General features: G+C 72.8%; 8 protein-coding genes and 1 tRNA gene. 6 read left to right on the top strand and 3 right to left on the bottom strand.

Annotated elements, in window-relative coordinates; genetic code table 11:
* Positions 1-410 precede the first annotated feature (410 nt).
* Positions 411-677 carry a helix-turn-helix transcriptional regulator gene (locus tag ACYUD3_RS04600; RefSeq protein ID WP_470963846.1) on the top strand — a complete coding sequence of 89 codons (267 nt, stop codon included), beginning with the start codon at positions 411-413 and terminating at the stop codon, positions 675-677.
* Between the two features lie 76 nt (positions 678-753).
* Here the strand turns inward: ACYUD3_RS04600 and ACYUD3_RS04595 are convergent, their stop codons facing one another.
* Positions 754-882, bottom strand: coding sequence for a hypothetical protein (locus ACYUD3_RS04595; protein ID WP_470963843.1), 129 nt, complete (start codon positions 880-882; stop codon positions 754-756).
* Between the two features lie 19 nt (positions 883-901).
* On the opposite strand from ACYUD3_RS04595, the gene ACYUD3_RS04590 reads away from it, so the two are divergent.
* Entirely contained in the window at positions 902-1,903 is a 1,002-nt protein-coding gene (locus ACYUD3_RS04590; protein ID WP_470963840.1) for a tyrosine-type recombinase/integrase, read from the top strand.
* A 507-nt stretch (positions 1,904-2,410) separates the two neighbouring features.
* Here ACYUD3_RS04590 and ACYUD3_RS04585 read toward each other — a convergent pair.
* Together ACYUD3_RS04585 and ACYUD3_RS04580 are read right to left on the bottom strand one after the other, a co-directional pair.
* Positions 2,411-2,484, bottom strand: a tRNA-Pro gene (locus tag ACYUD3_RS04585).
* Positions 2,485-2,513: 29 nt separating this feature from the next.
* Entirely contained in the window at positions 2,514-3,929 is a 1,416-nt protein-coding gene (locus ACYUD3_RS04580; protein WP_470963837.1) for an MFS transporter, read from the bottom strand.
* 179 nt (positions 3,930-4,108) lie between these two features.
* On the opposite strand from ACYUD3_RS04580, the gene ACYUD3_RS04575 reads away from it, so the two are divergent.
* The 4 genes from ACYUD3_RS04575 to ACYUD3_RS04560 all read left to right on the top strand — a co-directional run bounded on the left by ACYUD3_RS04575 (position 4,109) and on the right by ACYUD3_RS04560 (position 16,630).
* Positions 4,109-4,693, top strand: a complete 585-nt coding sequence (locus ACYUD3_RS04575) for a TetR/AcrR family transcriptional regulator (RefSeq protein WP_470963835.1) — start codon at positions 4,109-4,111, stop codon at positions 4,691-4,693.
* A gap of 449 nt (positions 4,694-5,142) precedes the next feature.
* Positions 5,143-11,844, top strand: a complete 6,702-nt coding sequence (locus tag ACYUD3_RS04570; RefSeq protein ID WP_470963832.1) for an SDR family oxidoreductase — start codon at positions 5,143-5,145, stop codon at positions 11,842-11,844.
* Positions 11,844-16,331 carry a beta-ketoacyl synthase N-terminal-like domain-containing protein gene (locus ACYUD3_RS04565; protein WP_470963829.1) on the top strand — a complete coding sequence of 1,496 codons (4,488 nt, stop codon included), beginning with the start codon at positions 11,844-11,846 and terminating at the stop codon, positions 16,329-16,331. The genes ACYUD3_RS04570 and ACYUD3_RS04565 overlap by 1 nt, the downstream gene beginning before the upstream one ends.
* The gene (locus tag ACYUD3_RS04560) at positions 16,328-16,630 is read left to right on the top strand and encodes an acyl carrier protein (RefSeq protein ID WP_470963826.1); all 303 of its coding nucleotides are present in this window, start codon (positions 16,328-16,330) and stop codon (positions 16,628-16,630) included. Before ACYUD3_RS04565 ends, ACYUD3_RS04560 begins: the two co-directional genes overlap by 4 nt.
* Positions 16,631-16,632: the final 2 nt, after the last annotated feature.

The following is a 16,632-nucleotide window of genomic DNA, read 5'->3' as shown; positions in this document are numbered from 1 at the left end:
AGTCCAAACCGCATGACGTCAATCGCCAAAGCCGTCCTCGCACTGGAGCGACAACGCTGAAGAAGCTCATTGATAGCCCACCGCCATCTTCTGACCGCACACTGGAAGGCAGCCTCCGACGCCGCCATATACTCCCGCACCCACCCCATACCCTCTCCACGCCGTGGCATAGCTGAGCAGGACCAACTCCTGAGCGCGTTCCACACCCAAATCCGCACACAGCAGCGGCACCTCCCAGTCAATGACTCCGGTGCCGGTGCTCCGCTTGCACCTCACGGCCGTCGCCGACGATCGACTCACCACGTCGCCCAGGTCGCCTCCCTCTCAATTGGGCCACGACCCCTCAGAGAGCCGCCGACGGCAACACCCCATGAAGAAACGTTCCCTCTCACCCCCTCGTCCCGGAGTTCATGTCCCCCGCCCCCGACCAGCGCCCCACCACGTCCGGTGACGGAGCCGACCTCCCTCCCCCGCTCCTGACAGGAGGCTGGCAGAGCACCGACCAGCTCGCCCGCCTGCTGAACGTCGACCCGTCCACCCTGCGCCGCTGGCGCACCGCCCGCCCTCCCCAGGGCCCACCCTTCGTCCGCCTCTCCGACCGCGTCGTCCTCTACAACGACCACGACGTGGAGACCTGGCTGCGCCGGCACCGCACCGCTCCCGAGGCCGCCGCCTGACCACGCACACCGAGAGCGCCCCGGTCGGCGTCCGCCTCTCCTCCACCATCGAGTACCGCCCCGACCGCCCCACCCCCTACCGCGCCCGCGTCCGCTGGACCGACCGCACCACCCACAAACGCGACTCCGTCTCCACCGCCAAGACCACCGAGGACGAGGCCAACTCCTGGATCAGGGAGATGGAGAGGGTCGCGGAAGCCGGCATCACCCCCCGTCTAGCGACGATGCCGCTCACCGACTACGGCAACTCCACCATGGAGCTGGCCCTGCGCGGGCTCGAACTCAAGACCCGCGACCCCTACCTGGCCGGCTGGCGCCTGCGCGTCATCCCCTCCCTTGGCCACCTCGCCGTCCGGACCATCTCCAACGGCGCCGTCGACCGCTCCGTCCACGGCTGGATCGCCGACGAATGCTCCCGGTCCACCGTCAAGAACACCGTCGCCGTCCTCGTCCGCGTCATGGAGCAGGCCCTCCGCGACGGCCTCATCACCATCAACCCGGCCCGCGTCACCGGCTGGCAGACCGCATACAAAAAGGCCGAGGACGAACTCGACGACCCCCGCTCCCTCGCCCTGCCCGACTGGCCCACCCTCGTCCGGCTCGCCGAGGCCCTGGTCCGGCGCTCCCACGGCCAGTACCAGGGCTGGGGCGACGTCGTCCTGTTCGCCGCGTGCACCGCGGCCCGCATCGGCGAGGTCTCCGGCGTCCGCGTCGGCGACATCGACACCAGGACCTGGATCTGGACCGTCCGCCGGCAGACCACCACCGGCCCCGGCGGCCTCATCGACAAAGCCACCAAAGGCAAACGGGTCCGGTACGTCCCCATCATCGAGGAGATCCGCCCCCTCCTCGCCCGCCTCCTCCTGATCGCCGGACCCGACCCCAACGCACGCGTCTTCACCGGCCCCCGCGGCGGACGCATCTCCACCGCCGTCCTGCGCGACGCCACCCACTGGGACGAGGTCACCACCGACCTCGGCCACGAACACCTCCGCCGCCACGATCTGCGCCACACCGGCCTCACCTGGTTCGCCGACGCCGGCGCCCCCGTCCACGTCCTCCGCAAAATCGCCGGACACGGCTCCCTCTCCACCACCCAGCGCTACCTCCACTCCACCCACCACCAGATCACCGCCGCCGGAGCCGCCCTCACCGCCCACCTCACCCCCCTCCGCGCCCCCACGACCTTCCCCGTCCTCCAGGCAAACCCCGCACGCACCCGATAGACCAACTGGTCCCCAAGAACGATCAAGAAGCCCTGCCGGATCCATCCGGCAGGGCTTCTGACCTGCTACTTCACGACACCAGGCGACGCGCTCCGGACACACCCACAGACCGCTGGTCCCCAAAACCGGTCCCCAACCACGGCTGACACAAAGGCGATGAGCCAGCCGAAAGCTGAACTCGGCCCTTCACATGACGAAGGCACCTCCGGACCCGACCACGCACTGCCCTCACAGCACTCCAGAACCACTGGCAGGCCAACGGGTCACACCGACGACGACCAGACGAACCAGAATCCGCACCAAGGCACCCACAGCCCTCAGCCGCTCCACCCGGCAGCACTACTCGAACGACCACCGGACAACAGCCACCGACAACACCCCCACCACTCAGCCCCCACAGCCCCAACCCACCCTCAGAACCCGACTGGTCCCCAACTGGTCCCCAAAAACGATCATGGGGCCACATCGGAACCCTCTGATATGACCCCTGACCTGCATCAATGCAAGTCGGGACGACAGGATTTGAACCTGCGACCCCTTGACCCCCAGTCAAGTGCGCTACCAAGCTGCGCCACGTCCCGCCGCGTTCCCGAGAACGCGCAGGTAAACCCTACCGCACAGGAGCAGGTGCCTCAGCCCGGGTCACGGCGGGAGAGACCTTCGCCGCCATCGGGACCAGCAGCGCCGCCAGCGCCGCCGCGAGGCACAGCGCCGCGAGGAGCGCGAAGCCGTGGGTGTACCCGGAGTCGTACGGCAGCCCGGACGGCTGGAGGTGTCCCGTGACCAGGACGCCCGTCAGCGCGGCCCCGATCGACCCGCCGATGGTGCGGATGTTGGCGTTCATCCCGGTGGCCGCGCCGGTCTGGGCGGCCGGGACGCTGCCGACGATCAGGGTGGCCATGGAGGCGAAGGCGAGCCCGATGCCGAGGCCGAACACGCCCGCGACCAGGGCGACTTGCCACTGCGCACTGTGCCACAGCGTGAGGAAGCCCAGCGCCAGCGCGCCCGCCCCGGCGCCCGCCACGAGCAGCGCCTTCGCTCCCACCCGGGGCGCGAGCCGCCCGCTGAGGATCCCGGAGACGAACATCGCGAGGAGCATGGGCAGCATCAGCAGCCCGGAGGCGGTCACGCTGGCCCCGAACCCGTACCCGGCCGCGCTCGGCGTCTGCACGAACCCGGGCAGGAAGGACCAGATCGCGTACATGCCGGCACCGAACAGCAGCGCGGCGAGGTTCGTCGTCCACACGGCGGGCAGCCGCATGATCCGCAGGTCGATCAGCGGGCTGCGCGAGCGCGCCTCGGACCACAGCCATACGGCGAACAGAACGACGGCGAGGGCGAACAGGCCGAGCACCCGCCCCGAACCCCAGCCCCACCCGCCCGCCTGACTGAGCGGCAGCAGCAGCGCGACCAGCCAGCCGGAGAGGAGCACGGCACCGGTCCAATTCACCTTCCCCGAGGCTGTGTTAGGGGACTCCGGGACATGGCGTACGGCGATGAGGGCGGCGCCCGCGACGACGGCGACGGGTATCCAGAACAGCCAGCGGTAGTCGAGCGCGGAGACGATGGGGCCGGCGGCGACCATGCCGACGCCGCCGCCCGCCGCGATGACGGCGGAGAGGGTGCTGATCCGGCCGGGCACCTCGGCCGCCGCGAACTCGTCGCGGATGATACCGAAGGAGAGCGGGAAGAGGGCGCCGCCTATGCCCTGGATCACGCGGGCGACGATGAGGACGCCGATGGTCGGGGCGAGCGCGGCCAGCAGACAGCCGGCCAGGACGGCGAGGAGGACGCCGACCAGCGTGCGCTTCTTGCCGATCAGGTCGCCGACGCGGCCGAGGATCGGGGTGAAGACGGACGCCGACAGCAGATAGGCGGTCATGACCCAGGTCACCGTCGACTGCGAGGTGTCCAGCGCGTGCTGGACGGTCGGCAGGGCGGGCGCGATGAGCGACTGGAGCATGGAGAAGACACCCGCGCCCGTCGCGAGGACCGCGAAGGTGAGACGGGAGGACGTGCGAGGCATGTGGGACCTCTCGGAATGGTAAAGTGGAGGTACCCCTCCACCATAACGGAGGTCACCCTCCGGATCAACCGATTTCGGAGGCCAACCTCCGCTACCACTCCGGCCACACACGAACCCGCCGCACGAAAACGCCGCCCGCACCCGAACCCGCCGCCCACACACGCCCCCCAGGAGCCCCCGTGCCGACCCACCCCCACCCCCTCCCCGTCGGCGCGATCGTCGCCACCCAGCGCCCGCACAGAAAAGACGCCGCCCGCAACTACGACGCCCTCCTCTCCGCCGCCCGCGAGGCCTTCGCGGAGCACGGTGCCGAGGCATCCTTGGAGGACATCGCGCGCCGCGCGGGCGTCGGCATCGGCACGCTGTACCGCAACTTCCCGACCCGCCGCGCCCTCTTCGAGAGCGTCTACGCCGACGAGGTCAACGCCCTGTGCGAGGCCGCCGTCGAGGTCACGGACCTGGAGCCCTGGACGGCGCTGGAGGCGTGGCTGGTCCGGTTCACCGGATACATGGTCACCAAGCGGGCGGTCCGCGAGGCCCTGGAGGACGGCTCGGAGATCTTCGAGGCGTGCCGCGATTCGATGTACGCCGCCGGCGGCCCCCTCTTCACCCGCGCCCAGGAGGCCGGCGAGGCCCGCGCGGACATGGACTTCGGCGATCTGCTGCGCCTGGTCGCCGGCGTCACCGCGACCGCCTTCCTGGACGACGCCCAGCGCGACCGCGTCCTCGGTATCGCGCTGGACGGCGTCCGCAAAACCCACTGATCCTTTCCTGGTCACCCCAAGATCTTCGAAAAGAATTTCCTTTCCGGCCGCCCAACTCCACGAATCCGCGGCCGGTTTCGGACATGCGCGGTCATCCGAACCCATTTCCCGCGCCCGCCCGTGTTTCGGCGGCGTGAGGCCCCGGTGAACGCCGACCCACCGCATCGCTAAATGGCCTGGTTTACCCCCAGCTGCCCGCCGACCTGCGCCTGACCGAATCACTGCGGCCCCCTCTGCGGTCATTGACCCCCGAGTAATAACCGCACTACCTTTCGATGCGTTTCACGCACGCTCACTGCCTCGCAGTCCGGCGTTCCCGGTACTCCCTGCCCGTTTCCGGCAGCTCCCGGGAAGCCGAAGTCCCGCCTGCCTTCCCCCTGTTCAGCCTGCCGTTCTCGCTGTCCCGAGCACCCCCCACCGTGCGGTTTTCCTCCCGATATCGGAGCAACATGACGTCCGCAGCGCGTTCCGAGGACCTCATCGTCGGCATCACCCCCTTCGAAACCCCCGACGCCGGGCTCGCCCTCGCCCTCTCCCGGGCCGGCGCCCTGGGCGTCCTCGACCTGGGCGACGGCGGACGCGCCGCCCGCGAGGCCCTGGGACGGCTGCGCAGGTCGGCGCCCGCCCGCATCGGAGTACGGGTCGGCCCGCACTGCCGCCTCACCCCCGACGACCTCCAACTCCCTTACGCCACCGTCCTGTTGACCCCCGACTCGGCCTGGCCGACCGCCGCCGTCGCGGACCGCTTCCGGGTCCTGGCCGAGGCCGTCGACCTGCCCGGCGCCCGCGCGGCGGTGGCGGCGGGCGCGTACGGCGTCGTCGCGCGCGGCGCCGAATCAGGCGGCCACGTCGGCGAGTTGACCTCCTTCGTCCTGCTCCAGCAGCTCCTCGCCGAACTCGACGTCCCGGTGTGGGCCTGCGGCGGGATCGGCCCGCGTACGACCGCCGCGGCGCTCGCCGGAGGCGCGGCGGGCGTCGTCCTGGACTCCCAACTCGCCCTGCTCGCCGAGTCGTCGGTGCCGGAGGACATCAGAGCGGCGCTCCGCACACTGGACGGCACCGAGACCACGGTGATCGAGGGCCGCCGAGTCCTGCTGCCGCGCGGTACCGCACTCCCCCCGGACCCGGCCGAACCGCTCCTCCCCCTCGGCCAAGACGCCTTCCTCGCCGCGCAGTTCGCCGACCGCTGGGGCGATGTCCGGTGCACGGTAAGGGAGTTGACGGCCGTCGTCGGTTCCGAGCACGCCGTACAGACACTGGCCCCCGGCTCCCCGCTGGCCCAGGCCCTCGGCACCCGACTGCCGGTCGCGCAGGGGCCGATGACCCGGGTGAGCGACGGGGCGGCGTTCGCGGCGGCCGTCGCGGAGGACGGCGCACTCCCCTTCCTCGCCCTGGCCCTGGCGAGCGGCGACCGCTCCCGCGCGATGCTCGCGGAGACCCGGGACGCGGTGGGCGACAGACCCTGGGGCGTCGGCGTCCTCGGCTTCGCCCCCGAAGAACTGCGCACCGCCCAGCTCGAAGCGGTACGACAGCTGCGGCCGACGCACGCGATCATCGCGGGCGGACGCCCTTCGCAGGCACAGGCGTTGGAGCGGGAGGGCATCCGCACGTTCCTGCACGTGCCGTCGCCGGGGCTGCTGCGGCAGTTCCTCGAAGCGGGCGCCCGGCGGTTCGTGTTCGAGGGCTCGGAGTGCGGCGGGCACGTCGGTCCGCGCGCGAGTTTCCCTTTGTGGGAAGCCCAGTTGGCGGTCCTGGAGGACTTCGGGGACTTGGCCGGAGTGGAGGTGTTCTTCGCCGGCGGGGTGCACGACGCGCGGTCGGCGGCGATGGTCGCGGCGCTCGCCTCGTCGATCACCGCGCGGGGAGCGGCCGTCGGGGTGCTGATGGGCACCGCCTATCTCTTCACCGAGGAGGCGGTCGGCCGGGGCGCGGTCCAACCCCTCTTCCAGGAACAGGTGTTGGCCGCCTCGGCGACGACGCTGCTGGAGTCGGCGCCCGGACACGCGACCCGGTGTGTGCCCAGCCCGTTCGCCGACGGGTACCGCGAGGAGGCGGCCCGGCTGCGCGCGGCGGGCCTTCCCGACCGGCAGGTGTGGGAGGAGCTGGAGCGGCTCAACGTCGGCCGGCTGCGGATCGCCAGCAAGGGCGTGGAGCGCGACACGGACGGCGCGCTGGCGTCCGTCGACGCCGAACGGCAGCTGGCGGAAGGGATGTTCATGGCCGGGGAGGTCGCCGTACTGCGGTCGGCGACCACGACCGTCACGGAGCTGCACACCGAAGTCACCTCGGGGGCGGTGGAGTTGCTGACTCAGAGACAACTGCCTCCCGTAGAGCCTGAGTTGACGGACCCTGCCCCGCTCGACATCGCGATCGTAGGAATGTCCTGCATGTTCCCGCAGGCCCCCGACCTCGCGACCTTCTGGGCGAACACGGTCGGCGGGGTCGATGCGGTGACCGAAGTCCCGCCGGAGCGCTGGGATCCGGCCGTGCACCACGGCACGTCCACCGACTCCAAGTGGGGCGGCTTCCTGCCCCCGATCCCCTTCGACGCCCTGCGCTACGGCATCCCGCCCACGTCGCTCGGCAGCATCGAGCCGGTCCAGCTGCTGTCCCTCGAAGCCGCCCGGCGGGCCCTGGAGGACGCCGGATACGGCGACGGGGGACGGGAGTTCGACCGCTCGCGCACCTCGGTGGTGTTCGGCGCGGAGGCGGGCAGCGACCTGTCGGGCGCGGCGGTGCTGCGGTCCGTGCTGCCGTCGTACTACGGGGCGGTCCCGCCGGAGCTGGAGGACCAACTCCCCACGCTCACCGAGGACTCGTTCCCCGGGCTGCTCGCGAACGTCATCTCGGGGCGGATCGCGAACCGGCTCGACCTCGGCGGCGCCAACTACACGGTGGACGCGGCCTGCGCGTCGTCGCTCGCCGCGCTGGACGTGGCCTGCAAGGAACTGGTGGCGGGGACCAGCGACACCGTGCTGTGCGGCGGCGCCGACCTGCACAACGGCATCAACGACTACGCCCTGTTCTCCTCCGTCCACGCCCTCTCGCCCACCGGCCGCTCCCGCGCCTTCGACGCGTCGGCGGACGGCATCGCGCTCGGCGAGGGCGTCGCCTGCCTCGTCCTGAAGCGCCTCGCGGACGCCGAGCGCGACGGCGACCGGATCTACGGCGTCGTCAAGGGCCTCGGCTCCGCGAGCGACGGCCGCTCCCTGGGGCTGACCGCACCCCGCCCCGAGGGTCAACGGGTCGCGCTGGAACGGGCGTACCGCAGTGCCGGGGTCTCGCCCGCCGAGGTCGGTCTGATCGAGGCGCACGGCACGGGCACGGTCGTCGGCGACCGCACCGAACTCACCGTCCTGGGCGAGCTGTTCGACACGGCGGGCGCCGCGCCGGGCAGTTGTGTGCTCGGTTCGGTCAAGTCCCAGATCGGGCACACGAAGTGCGCGGCGGGCCTGGCCGGTCTGATCAAGGCGACGCTGTCCCTGCACACGGGCGTCCGCCCGCCGACCCTGCACCTCACCGCGCCCAACTCGGCCTGGACCGAGGAGAAAAGCCCCTTCGCCTTCCACGCGCGGGCCCAGCCGTGGGCGGCCCCCGCGTCCGAACGCCTCGCCGGAGTCAGCGCGTTCGGGTTCGGCGGCACCAACTTCCATGCCGTCCTGGCCGCTTACGACGACGGCCGCGCCCTCGACGCCTGGCCGGCCGAACTCTTCCTGTTCCGGGGCCGGGACGTCGCCGCCGCCCGGCGCGGCATCGAAGAACTGCTGCGCGCCGCAGCGACCGAGGGATCCCCCTGGCGGCTGCGGGACCTGGCACTGAGCGCGGCCCACCGGGCGGACGCCGGCCACGACCCGGTCCGGTTCGCACTGGTCGCGACGGACGTGGACGACCTGACCGCCAAGCTGCGCAAGGCACTTGAGGAGGAGCCCGAGCCCGAGCCGGCCGGCAAGGTCGCCTTCCTCTTCCCCGGCCAGGGCAGCCAGCGCCCCGGCATGCTCGCCGACCTCTTCGTCGCCCTCCCCGAACTGCGCCACCTCCTGGAACTGGGCCACGAACACCTGCCGGCGATGTACCCACCGGCCGCCTTCGACGAGGCGGGCGAGGACCGCAGACGGGCGGCCCTGACGGACACCCGGGCGGCCCAACCCGCCCTGGGCATCGCCGGGTTGGCGGCCCACACGTTCCTGACGTCGGCGGGCGTGCACCCCGACATGGCCGCCGGGCACAGCTACGGCGAACTGGTCGCCCTGTGCGCGTCCGGCGCCCTGGACCCCGAGACCCTGCTGACGCTGAGCCGCGAGCGCGCGGCGGCGATCCTCACGGCGGCCGGGGCGGAACCGGGCACGATGGCCGCCGTGCCGGCCGGAGCCGAAGAGACCGCCCGCGCGCTCGGCGAAGCGCACGGCGAGGTGGTGATCGCCAACCTCAACTCCCCCGCACAAACCGTGATTTCAGGCCCGACGGACGCGGTCGCCGAGGCGGTGCGGCACCTGCGCGCGGCGGGCCTCAACGCCCAGCGCATCCCCGTGGCCTGCGCCTTCCACAGCCCCGTGGTGGCGGCAGCGGGCGACCGCTTCGCCGCGACCCTGGCCGAACACCCCGTCCACACCCCCGAGTTCCCGGTCTGGTCCAACCGCACGGCAGCCCCCTACACGCAGGAACCCCACGCGATAAGAACCGAGTTGGCCGCCCAGATCGCCGCCCCCGTCCGCTTCGCCGACCAGATCGAGGCCATGTACGACGCCGGCGCCCGCGTCTTCGTCGAGGCCGGACCGGGGTCGGTGCTGACCCGGCTGGCCGGGCGCGTCCTGGAGGGGCGCCCGCATCTCACGGTGGCGTGCGAGCCGCGCCCCGGCAGTGGACTGCGCGGCTGGCTCGACGCGTTGGCGAAATTGGCGGCGGCCGGGGTTCCGGTGCGCGCCGGGCGGCTGCTGCGCGGGCGGGGCGCGGTGGACGCGGTGCGGACGCCGGTCCCGAAGCGGGCGGGGTGGACGGTGGACGGGCAGCTGGTCCGCACCGCCGCCGGTGACCTCCTGCCCGGCGCGCTGACCCCGGCCCGCCGCGTGACCCCCGCCCAGCAGACCTCGTACGCCCCGGCCCCCTTGGAGTCGACCTTGTCGAGCACCCCTTCGCATCAGGACGCCCTCGTCGCCGAATTCCTGCGCACCAGCCGGGAGATGATCGCGGCGCAGCGGGATGTGCTGCTCACGTACTTCGGGGCGGCCGGCGGGGAGCGGATCGCGGCGCCTGCCGCGCCGGTCGCGGCCCAGCTGCCGGCGCCGACTGTGCCCCAGCCGTCAGCACCGGTGGCTCCCCAGCTTCCCGCACCCCAACTCGCCACCCCCCAGCAGCCGTCGGCCGCCCCCGAACCGCCCGCTCCCATGGACATCGGCCAGACCGTCCTGGACATCATCAGCGAACGCACCGGCTACCCCGTCGACATGATCGAGCCCGACCTCGACCTGGAGGCCGACCTCAGTATCGACTCCATCAAACGGGCCGAGATCGCGGGCGAGTTGGCGCGCAGGCTGGGCGGCGGACTCACCGCGCTCGAGGACTCCGAGCTGGAGTCGCTGTCGCGGGCGAGGACGGCGGCCGCGGTCACCGAGTGGCTGACGGCACGCGTGGCGGGACCGGCGGAGACCGCGCCCGCGCATACCGACGCCGCCCCTGTACATACGGAGACCGCTCCGACAAGTCCCCCTCAAGAAACGCCGGTTGGCGGTCAGGCACCCACCCGTCACCTCCTCCGCCCGGTCCTCCTGACCTCCGAGACCGCTCCCCCCTCCACCCTCTCCGGCACCCGCTGGACCCTCCTCGGCGAGGACCCGCACGGCATCGCCGCACGCCTGACCTCGCACGGCGCCGCCGTCGTCGTGCACGACATGGAGCACCAACTCACCTCGGAGGACGGCCCGTTGGACGGGATCGTCTATCTCGGGGCGGCCGACGGGACGCCCGTGCTGCCGGGCGCGTCCGGGGTGTTCAAGGCCGCGTTGGGGCTGCGGCCCCGGTGGCTGCTGGCCGTTCGGCAGCCGGGCGGGGACGCGGTGGGGCTGCGGGGGCTGTTCAGGGCCGTGGCGCGGGAGTACCCGGAGACGGTCGCGCGGGTCGTCGACGCCGAAGGGGAGGTCGCGGAAGCCGTGGTCGCCGAGGCGCTGGCCGCCGACCGGGAACCCGTGATCGTCCGAACCGCCGCAGGGCGTACGGGACTTGAGCTGGTGGCGGCGCCGTTCGGGGTGCTCGGGGAGAACGGTGCCGGGCCCGCCGGGGACGGGGTCGCGGAGGCCGCCGCGCTGGGGCTCGGGCGGGATTCGGTGGTGCTGGTGGTGGGCGGCGCGCGGGGCATCGCGGCGCAGTGCGCGCTGGCGCTGGCCCGGGCCGCTCGGTGCCGGGTCGAACTGCTGGGCCGTACGCCCGCGCCGGACGGTCCGGAGGCGGCGGCGACGGCCGCCGCGCGCACCCCGGCCGAGCTGCGGGCCGCCCTCGCCGGGCAAGGTTCGGGCACGCCCGCCGAGATCAACCGGAAGGCCGAACTGCTGCTGGCCCAGCGGGAGATCAGAGCCACGCTCGCCGAACTCACCGACGCCGGGGGCGCCGTGGGGTACCGGGCCGTCGATGTCCGGGAGCCCGACGCGGTGTTGCGGGCGGTGAAGGAGGTGCACGCCGAACACGGGCGGCTCGACGGGGTCGTGTACGCGGCCGGCGTGATCGAGGACCGGCTGCTCGCGGAGAAGTCGGAGGAGTCGTTCCGGCGGGTGTACGACACGAAGGCGGGCGGCGCCCTCGCCCTGCTCACCGCGCTGGAGGAACTGCCCGAAGGGCCCGCGTTCACCGTGCTGTTCGGCAGCATCTCGGCGGTGCTCGGCAACCGGGGGCAGACCGACTACGCCGCCGCGAACGACGCGCTGGAGTCGCTCGGGGCCGCGTGGGCGGCGCGGACCGGGCACCGGGCGCTGACCGTGCACTGGGGTCCGTGGGCGCCCGCCGCCGGTCATTCGGGCATGGTGGGGCCGGAGTTGGCGCGGGAGTACGCGCGGCGCGGGATCTCGCTGATCGACCCGGAGAAGGGGACGGCGGCGCTGCTGCGGGAGCTGGCGTGGGGAGATCCGTCGCTGACGGCGGTCGTGCACACCACCCCGGGCTTCTGATGGAGCGTCAGACTCCGGTCGCCGTGGTCGGGATGGCGGTCCTGCTGCCCGGCGCGCCCGATCTGGACACGTACTGGCGGAATCTGCGCGACGGCGTCGACGCGATCGGCGAAGTGCCGCCGGGCCGCTGGGACGCCGGCTACTACCGGCCGGGCTCGGCCGCCGGACCGGCGGTCGCGGACCAGGTGTACTGCCGACGGGGCGGATTCGTCGACGAGTTCGCGCAGATCGCGGCGGCCCGCTTCGGCATCATGCCCGCGTCGGTCGCCGGCACCGAACCCGACCAGCTGATCGCCCTGAAGGTCGCCGACGCCGCCCTCGCCGACGCGGGCGGCCCCGGCCGGCTCCCGGACCGGCGGCGCGTCGGCGTCGTCCTCGGCCGGGGCGGCTACCTCACGCCCGGACTGGTCCGGCTGGACCAGCGGGTGCGTACGGCGGGCCAACTCGTGCGCACGCTCGGCGAGTTGCTGCCGGATCTGCCGTCGTCCCAACTCGACCTGATCCGCGAGGCGTTCACCGACCGGCTCGGCGCGGACAGCCCCGAGTCGGCGATCGGGCTCGTGCCCAACCTCGCCGCGTCCCGGGTCGCCAACCGGCTGGATCTGCGCGGACCGGCGTACACGGTGGACGCGGCCTGTGCCTCGTCGCTGGTCGCGGTGGACCAGGCGGTGAGTGAACTCGCCTCCGGGCGCTGTGACTTGATGCTCGCCGGGGGCGTCCACCACTGTCACGACATCACGCTGTGGAGCGTCTTCTCCCAGCTGCGCGCCCTCTCCCCCACCGAGCGCATCCGCCCCTTCCACCGGCAGGCCGACGGCATCCTCATCGGTGAGGGGACCGGCGTCGTCGCCCTCAAGCGCCTCGCGGACGCCGAGCGGCACGGCGACCGGGTGTACGCGGTGATCCGGGGTACCGGCGTCGCCAGCGACGGCCGCGCGTCCGGTCTCGTCAACCCCGATCCGGGCGGCCAGACCCACGCCGTGCGGCAGGCCTGGCGGGCGGCGGGACTCGACCCGGCCGCCCCCGGCGCGCTGGGTCTCCTTGAGGCGCACGGCACGGCGACCCCGGCGGGCGACGGTGCCGAACTCACCACGCTGGCCGAGGTGTTCGGTCGGCCGGGGGACGCCGACGCGGTGATCGGCTCGGTCAAGTCGATGATCGGGCACACGATGCCGGCCGCCGGGGTGGCGGGCCTGGTGAAGGCCGCGCTCGCCGTCCATCACGGCGTCCTCCTGCCGACCCTGCACTGCGACGACCCGCACCCGGCCCTGGCCCGCACCCGCTTCCGCCCGCTGGAGAAGGCCGAGCCGTGGGAGGCGGAGGTACGGCGGGCCGGGGTGAACGCGTTCGGGTTCGGGGGGATCAACGCGCATGTGGTGCTGGAGGAGGCGCCGGGCGCGAGGACGGCTCGGACGACCCCCACAGCCCCGGCGACCCCGGCAACTCCGGCCGCCCCAGCGGCTTCAGCGGCCCTCAGAAAAACTCCCCCGCCCTCCCAACTCACCGTCCAGGAACCCGAACCCATCCTCCTCCTGGCCGCCGACACCCCCACCGCCCTCGCCGGACTCCTCGACGCCGACGACACCGCACTGCGCCGCCACCCCGCGCAACTCACCCCGGACGCACCCCCGTTCCGCCTCGCCATCGCCGCCCCCACCCCCAAACGCCTGGCCCTGGCCCGCCGCGCGATCAAGGCCGACCGCCCCTGGAACGGCAGGAGCGACGTCTGGTACCGCCCGACTCCCCTTCTCGGCAAGGGCGTCGGCAAGCTCGCGTTCCTCTTCCCGGGCCTGGAAGGCGAGTTCACCCCCCGGGTCGACGACATCGCCGCCCACTTCAACCTCCCCACTCTCACGCACGACAGCAAGGTCGGCGACGTGGGCCGGCACGGCTTCGGCGTCGTCGCCGTCGGCCGCCTCCTCGACACGGCCCTGCGCCGCATCGGCCTCGTCCCGGACGCGGTCGCCGGGCACAGCGTCGGCGAGTGGACGGCGATGGTCGTGTCCGGGCTGTACGACGGGGCCCAAGTCGACGCTTTCATGGCGGAGTTCGACCCCGGCGCGGTGAGCGTGCCGGGGCTGGCGTTCGGCGTGATCGGGGCGCCGGCCGAGCAGGTCGTGGCGGCGCTCGACACTGCCCCCGGGGTGGTCCTCTCGCACGACAACGCGCCGAACCAGTCGATGGTGTGCGGCCCGGACGAGGCGGTCGAGGAGTTCGTCCGCGCCTTCCGCGCCCGGGGTGTCATCAGCCAAGTCCTGCCGTTCCGCTCGGGTTTCCACACGCCGATGCTGGAACCCCACCTCGGACCGATCAAGGAGGCGGCGAGCCGCTTCCGCATCCGCCCGCCGCACACCCCGCTCTGGTCGGGCACCACGGCGGCCCGCTTCCCCGAACACCCGTCGGACGTACGCGAGTTGTTCATCCGGCACCTGCTGGAACCCGTCCGCTTCCGCCTCCTCACCCAAGCCCTCTACGACGCCGGCCACCGCGTCTTCGTCCAGGCGGGCCCCGGCCAGCTCGGCTCCCTCGTCGGTGACACCCTCGGCGGCCAGGACCACTTGGTCGTGGCGGCCAACTCACCGCACCGCGACGGTCTCCCCCAACTCCGGCGCGTGGCAGCGGCGTTGTGGACGACCGGGGCGGAGATCTCACCCACGCTGGAGCCCGAGCCCGCTCAAGAACCCGAGCCCGCTCAAGACCCCGGGCCCGCTCAAGAACCCGTACGACCCCAGCACCCGGCCATCAAACTCGACCTGAGCGGCTCCCTCATCTCCCTGCCCCCAGAGACCCTCAAAACCCTGCGTCCCCAACTCACCTCCACCGCATCCCCGTTGGAAACCCTCACCCACCCCCTCGCCACCGAACTCAACGCCCTCCTACGCGAAACGGCCGACACGGCGGCAGCCCTCCTCCACACCCGGGCCACCCCCACCCACACCACCCTCCACGTCTCCCCCACCACCATGCCCCACCTCCTGGACCACTGCTTCTTCCCCCAGCGCCCCAACTGGCCCGACACAGCGGACCGTTGGCCGGTGGTCCCCGCCACCACGATCGTGCACCACATCATGGAGGCGGCCCGCCAGAACCGCCCCGACCTCCTCCCCACCACGATCCGCGACGCCCGCTTCGAGGAATGGCTCACCGCGACCCCACCCGTGGACGTCCCGCTGACCGTCACCCCCGAAGCCCCGGACCGCCTGGCCGTCTCCTTCGGCCCCCGCGCCCGCGCCGGCGTCGGACTCACCCCCGCCTACCCGCCCGCGCCCGCGTCCCCCTGGCCCGCTCCGGCCGAACGCGCCCCCGCCCACACGGCCGCCCAACTCTACGCGGAACGCTGGATGTTCCACGGCCCGGCGTTCCAGGGCATCACCGAGCTGACCGCGATCGGCGACCGCCACGTCCGGGGTGTCATCACCACCCCGCCGGCCCCCGGCGCCCTCCTCGACAACGTGGGCCAGCTCCTCGGCTACTGGATCATGGCGACCCGCACCGAACGCACGGTCGTCTTCCCGGTCGGCATGCGCGAGATCCGCTTCCACGGCCCCCACCCGGCGCCCGGCACCCCGGTCGGCTGCCAGGTCAGGATCACGGCGCTGACGGACACCTTCCTGGAGGCCGAGGCCCAACTCACCGTGGCGGGAAGGGTCTGGGCGGAGATCTCGGGCTGGCAGGACCGGCGTTTCGACAACGACCCGGTGACCCGCCCGGTGGAACGCTTCCCCGAGCGCAACACCCTCTCCGAACTCCGGCCGGGCGACTGGACGTTGGTCCACGAACGCTGGCCGGACCTGGCCTCCCGCGACCTCATCATGCGCAACTCCCTGGGCGGCGAGGAGCGTTCGCGGTACGCCACGCACCCCCCGCGCGGCCGGCGGCAGTGGCTGCTGGGCAGGATCGCGGCCAAGGACGCGGTACGGCACTGGCTCTGGGCGCACGGCGAGGGCCCGGTGTGGCCGGCGGAACTGCGGGTCGAGAACGACCCGGCGGGCCGCCCGTACGTCGTCGGCGTCCACGGCCGCCAACTCCCGGCGCTGGACGTGTCGTTGGCGCACTGCGCGGAGGCGGGGGCGGCGATCGTACGCCCCCGGAAAACGCACCGCGAGGCACCCGCGACACGACCCGGCATCGACATCGAAGAGGTCACCGACCGCACCCCCGAGACCCTGGCCGCCGCCCTCCACCCGGACGAACTCCGGCTGCTGGAACGGCTCGACGGGTCCCGCGCGCTGTGGTTCACCCGGTTCTGGGCGGCCAAGGAAGCCGTCGCCAAGGCCGAGGGCACCGGACTCGGCGGCAGGCCGCGGGACTTCAGAGTTCTGGAGGCCGCCCCGGACGGTGAACTCCTCACCGTGGCGGGCCGGTTGGACCCCGCCCGCCTGGTGCACTGCGCGCCCGCCGCCAACCCGCCCCGCCTGCCCGCGCGGGAGTACGTCGTGGCCTGGACCACGGGACACACGAACGAAGAGGAGCACGAGGCCAGATGACCACCACCGCGCACGAGGCGGCCGTACTCGCGGACATCGGCGGGATGCTGGCCCGCCTGCTGGAGGACGAGTACGGCGTGGCCGACGCCGAGATCGGCATGGAGACGACGTTCAACCGGGATCTGGAGCTGGAGAGCATCGACCTGGTGACGCTGGCCGGGCTGCTCCAGGAGCGGTACGGGGAGCGGGTCAACTTCGCCGAGTTCCTGGCCGGGATGGAGTTCGACGAGATCATCGAGCTGACCGTGGGGCGGCTCGTGACGTACGTCGTGGCGAGCCTCTCGGCGGCGGGGGCCTGAGC

The sequence above is a fragment of the Streptomyces sp. AMJ-169 genome, assembly GCF_055597585.1.
The sequence above is the reverse complement of the archived record's forward strand: the minus strand, read 5'-3'. Positions and strand labels throughout refer to the sequence as shown.